We start from the raw sequence: 4,946 nt of genomic DNA on the forward strand, positions 1-4,946 counted from the left end.
ATCAGCCGGTCAAACATCCGGTTCATTTCCCGTTGAATTTCGTCAATTTCCCGAAAGGGATCCCAGCGAACCAGAGCCATATCTATCCACCTCCTGATCAGATTTTGGTTAACTTTTGGTTAGCTTCTCTTTAAGCTTTACTCACAAGGCTTTAGCCTAGCCTCTGTACATTAAAATAAGCTTTCTGGCTGGCTCCAGAGGTCGAGTTTTCTGGAAATCGGTTGGGGTATTTTCTCACCCAAGAATCAGGAGAAAGCTCTCAGGAATCGCTGCGCTGGGGCGGGCGATGGGATCTCGTTTGCAACCATAAACTCAGGCCGGTAGCCACCATCACCAACAGCCCCAGGCCGTTTAAGAAGGGGTAGATGGCCTGCAGATCCAGCGGCCCCCACTGCCCTTTGTGGATTTGGATTAGCCAGTAGTAGTCCAAGTTGTCGTTGAGGCGGGCAATTTGGTAGAGGGATCCCGTCACCACCGTCACCACCAAGGGCAGGGCCAGGATGGGAGCGAGGGCGCGGTGGATCTGGCGGGTGAGTTTTCGGGACAGGGCCATCAGGATTTCTCCAAGGCTAGCAAACCATGCTGCCATGGTATCAGGGTGGCCCCTTTAGGAACGGATCCCGAGGACTTCCTCCAGCTTGGGCATTTGTTCGCGGGGGATGATCCGCCCTTCGTCCTCAAAGCCGGGGATCTCGTGGAAGTTGAGGTAGCGGTACAGCTCGCCGGCAAAGGGCTGGATCTTGGTGGCCACGATCTCCCGGTATTCCTCAGGGGTAGGGATCCGCCCCAGGAGGGCGCAGGCAGCCGCCAGCTCGGCGGATCCCAGATAGACCCGCGCGTCCTTGCCCATGCGGTTGTTGAAGTTGCGGGTGGAGGTGGACATGACGGTGGCCCCATCTGCCACGCGGGCCTGGTTGCCCATGCACAAGCTGCAGCCCGGCATTTCCGTCCTCGCGCCGACAGCGGCAAAGGTGCCGTACACCCCTTCGGCGCGCAGTTGCGCCTCGTCCATGCGGGTGGGTGGGCAGATCCAAAATTGGCGTACCTTGGCCCGACCTTGCCCTTCCAAGATCTTGGCGGCAGCCCGGTAGTGGCCAATGTTGGTCATGCAGGAGCCGATGAACACCTCGTCAATTTGGATGGGTGTGTCGGGGTTGCCTGCCGCGTGCTGGGCGTGGACTTCGCTTAGAGTCATCACCTTGTCGGGATCGTTGGGGGCACAGACGATCGGCTCGGTGATGCTGCTGAGATCAATCTCGATCACGGCAGCGTATTCGGCGTCGGGATCCGCCTCCATCAGGGTGGGGTTGGCCAGCCAGGCTTCCATCTTGGCGATGCGCCGCAGCAGGGTTCTCGCATCCTGATAGCCGCGGGCGATCATGTTTTTCAGCAGCACCACGTTGGAGCGCAGGTACTCGGCGACCGTCTCGACGCTTAGCTTGATGGTGCAGCCGGCGCAGTTGCGCTCTGCCGAGGCGTCGGTAAACTCGAAGGCTTGCTCCACCTTGAGATGGGGCAGGCCCTCGATCTCCATAATTCGCCCGGCAAAGACGTTTTTCTTGCCCTGCTTCTCGACGGTGAGCAGCCCCCGCTGGATGGCCACGTAGGGGATGGCGTGGACGATGTCCCGCAGGGTGATCCCGGGTTGCAATTCCCCCCGGAAGCGCACCAGCACCGACTCCGGCATATTGAGGGGCATCACCCCCATGGCGGCGGCAAAGGCCACCAGCCCCGATCCCGCCGGGAAGGAGATGCCCAGGGGGAAGCGGGTGTGGGAGTCGCCCCCGGTGCCGACGGTATCCGGCAGCAGCATGCGGTTGAGCCAGGAGTGGATGATGCCGTCGCCGGGCCGCAGGACAACGCCCCCCCGCGAGGCAAAAAAGTCGGGCAGCTCTTTATGGATCTGGATGTCCACCGGCTTGGGATAGGCGGCGGTGTGGCAGAAGCTCTGCAGCACCAGGTCGGCGCTGAAGCCCAGGCAGGCCAGCTCCTTCAGCTCGTCGCGGGTCATGGGGCCGGTGGTGTCCTGGGATCCCACCGTGGTGATCAGCGGCTCACAACTGGTGCCCGGGCGCACCCCCGGCAGCCCACAGGCTTTGCCGACAATTTTCTGGGCCAGGGTATAGCCTTTGCCGGTGTCGGCGGGCGGGGTGGGACGGATAAATAGGGGAGAGGGATCCAGCCCCAGGGCCTGGCGGGTTTTGTCGGTGAGGGCCCGGCCAATCAAGAGGGGGATGCGGCCCCCCGCCCGCACCTCGTCCGGCAGGGTCACAGGCCGCAGGGAAAAGGTGGAGAGGACTTGGCCATCCTCAGAGCGGATGACGCCTTCGTAGGGATAGATGGTGACCACCATGCCCGTCTCCAGCCGCGAGACCTCGCACTGGATGGGCAGGGCGCCGGCATCTTCGGCGGTGTTGAAGAAGATAGGCGCGATCGTGCCTCCCAGAATCACCCCGCCGGCCCGCTTGTTGGGCACATAAGGAATGTCGTGGCCAATGTGCCAGAGCAGGGAGTTGAGGGCGGACTTGCGGGAAGATCCCGTGCCCACCACATCCCCCACAAAGGCCACGGGATAGCCGCGGCGCTTCAGCTCGGCAATAGCAGCCAGGGATCCCGGCGCGCGCGACTCCAGCATGCTCTGGGCGTGCAGGGGGATGTCCGGGCGGGTGGTGGCGTGGGCGGCGGGGGAGAGGTCGTCGGTGTTGATCTCGCCGGCAATTTTGAACACCGTCACGGTGATGGCCTCGGCCAGGGGCGGCCTGGTAGTGAACCACTCTCCTTCAGCCCAGGACTGCAGCACCTGCCGAGCGCGGGCGTTGCCGGCCTGGCTTAGTTCCAGCACGTCGTGGAAGGCATCGAAAACCAGCAGCGTGTGGCTGAGGGCGCGGGCCGCCGCGGCGGCAATCTCCGGTCGTTCATCTTGCAGCAGCTCCAGCAGCACCTGGACGTTATAGCCCCCCAGCATCGTCCCCAAGAGCTCCACCGCCCGCAGGGGGGTAATCAGAGGTGAGCGCGCTTCTTCCTTGGCCACAGCCGCCAAAAAGCCCGCCTTCACATAGGCCGCCTCATCCACCCCCGGCGGCACCCGCTCTGCGAGCAGATGCAACAAAAAAGCTTCCTCGCCGGCAGGGGGATCCTTGAGCAGCTCGCACACCTGGCTGGTCTGGGCAGCGCTCAAGGGCAGCGGCGGGATCCCTTGATCCGCGCGGGCAGCAACATGTTGGCGGTACTCGGCCAGCATGGGGAGGATTCCTCGGGTCACTCGACATGGGTATTTATTCTACCGCCAGGTCGGCAGCAGGAAGGGATCCCAGCAGCGCTTAGGATAGCTCCGCCAGCAGCTCTTTTTGGTATAGGCCGATACAAGCTTGGATTAACTCGTCCAGCTCCCCTTCCAAAATCGGCTCGAGCAGGAAGTTCTGGTTGAGGCGGTGGTCGGTGACGCGGTTGTCCTTGTAGTTGTAGGTGCGAATTTTTTCCGAGCGGGATCCCGTTCCCACCTGCATGCGACGGGCGGAGCTGATGGAGGCCTGTTGCTCCTGCAGCTTCATCTCGTAGAGCTTGGCCCGCAAAATCTGCATCGCCCGCTGCCGGTTTTGCAACTGGGATCGCTCCTCGGTGCAGAAGACGCGGATGCCGGTGGGCTTGTGGAGGAGATCCACCGCCGTTTCCACCTTGTTCACGTTTTGGCCGCCCGCCCCGCCGGAGCGCGCCGTCTTGATCTCGATGTCCTTGGGGTCGATCACCACCTCCACCTCGTCCACCTCCGGCATCACCGCCACCGTGGCCGTCGAGGTGTGGACGCGCCCCTGCGCCTCTGTCACGGGCACCCGCTGCACCCGGTGCACGCCGGCCTCAAACTTCAGCTTGCTATAGACCTGGTCGCCGCGGATTTCCAGGATGGCCTCTTTGTAGCCCCCCATCTCTCCTTCCGAGAGGCTGGCCAGGCGCACCGACCAACCCATCTTCTCGGCGTAGCGGGTGTACATGCGGGCCAAATCAGCCGCCCACAGCGCCGCTTCCTCGCCCCCGGTGCCGGCGCGGATCTCCAACATGATGTTTTTTTCGTCGTTGGGATCCCGGGGCAGCAGCAGCAGGGTGAGCTGTTGCTCCAGTTGCTCTTGGCGGGCGCGCAGTTGCTCGAGTTCCGACCTGGCCATCGCCTCCAGCTCCGGATCGGAGGCCGCCTCGCGCAGCAGCTCTTCCGTCTGCTTCAGGTCGCGAGTCAGCTTCTGCCAATCGTGAAAAGCCTGCACGGTGGCTTCCAGGGAGGAGCGGGCCTTGGCGATCCGCTGCAGCTCCGCCGGATCCGTCGCCACATCAGGATCGGCCAGGCGCACCGTCAGCTCCTGAAAAGTGGCCTCGACGTTCTTAAGCTGCTCGATCAGTTGAGCAGAAGCCATGGGTCTAGCCTCACCGAGAAGTCTAAGCAGGGCCCAAATGGGGAACCTTGGTGCAGAAACTCGGCTACTTGGCTTTCTTGCTGCCGCCCATGCCGTACTTGCGCATGAACTTCTCCACCCGTCCTTCGCTGTCGATGATCTTCTGGCTGCCGGTGAAAAAGGGATGGTTGCCGGACCAAACGTCGACCTTCAGCTCCGGCTGGGTGGATCCCACCGTCATCACCACTTCGCCGTTGCAGATGACTTTGGCTTCGGGATACCACTGTGGGTGTATTCCTTTTTTGGGCATGGCAATCTCCTCCTCTGGGCTTGTTTCTATACCCTTGTCTACCAACATCGACCTTGAAAAAGCAATGGCGGGGATCCCTAGCGCTTCGAGTACTGGGGAGCCTTGCGGGCCTTGCGCAGGCCGTATTTCTTCCGTTCCACGGCGCGCGGATCCCGTTTTAGGTAGCCCTCTACCTTCAAGGGGCCGCGATTGGCCGGATCCACCTCGCAGAGGGCGCGTGCCACCCCCAACTTGATGGCATCGGCCTGGCCGTG

5 protein-coding genes are annotated in these 4,946 nt (G+C 62.5%); all 5 read right to left on the minus strand.

Annotated elements, in window-relative coordinates; translation table 11 throughout:
* Positions 1-259 precede the first annotated feature (259 nt).
* Complete coding sequence (locus tag NW857_RS10580) at positions 260-553, minus strand: PepSY domain-containing protein (RefSeq protein WP_414334845.1); 294 nt, start codon at positions 551-553, stop codon at positions 260-262.
* Positions 554-607: 54 nt separating this feature from the next.
* Positions 608-3,241, minus strand: coding sequence for a bifunctional aconitate hydratase 2/2-methylisocitrate dehydratase (gene acnB / locus NW857_RS10585; RefSeq protein WP_414368898.1), 2,634 nt, complete (start codon positions 3,239-3,241; stop codon positions 608-610).
* A gap of 79 nt (positions 3,242-3,320) precedes the next feature.
* The gene (prfA, locus tag NW857_RS10590) at positions 3,321-4,403 is read right to left on the minus strand and encodes a peptide chain release factor 1 (protein WP_414334843.1); all 1,083 of its coding nucleotides are present in this window, start codon (positions 4,401-4,403) and stop codon (positions 3,321-3,323) included.
* Between the two features lie 64 nt (positions 4,404-4,467).
* The gene (gene rpmE / locus NW857_RS10595) at positions 4,468-4,692 is read right to left on the minus strand and encodes a 50S ribosomal protein L31 (protein WP_414334842.1); all 225 of its coding nucleotides are present in this window, start codon (positions 4,690-4,692) and stop codon (positions 4,468-4,470) included.
* 77 nt (positions 4,693-4,769) lie between these two features.
* On the minus strand, positions 4,770-4,946 hold a 177-nt coding region (rpsI, locus tag NW857_RS10600), incomplete at its 5' end, for a 30S ribosomal protein S9 (RefSeq protein ID WP_414368901.1).

This window comes from Synechococcus sp. H55.9, assembly GCF_047462355.1.
Taxonomy (GTDB): domain Bacteria; phylum Cyanobacteriota; class Cyanobacteriia; order Thermostichales; family Thermostichaceae; genus Thermostichus.

Bases quoted from the DNA above. Each gene is read 5' to 3' on its own strand.
- rpmE (WP_414334842.1), bottom strand. From the start codon at position 4,692: ATGCCCAAAAAAGGAATACACCCACAGTGGTATCCCGAAGCCAAAGTC.
- acnB (WP_414368898.1), bottom strand. From the start codon at position 3,241: ATGCTGGCCGAGTACCGCCAACATGTTGCTGCCCGCGCGGATCAAGGG.
- NW857_RS10580 (WP_414334845.1), bottom strand. From the start codon at position 553: ATGGCCCTGTCCCGAAAACTCACCCGCCAGATCCACCGCGCCCTCGCT.
- prfA (WP_414334843.1), bottom strand. From the start codon at position 4,403: ATGGCTTCTGCTCAACTGATCGAGCAGCTTAAGAACGTCGAGGCCACT.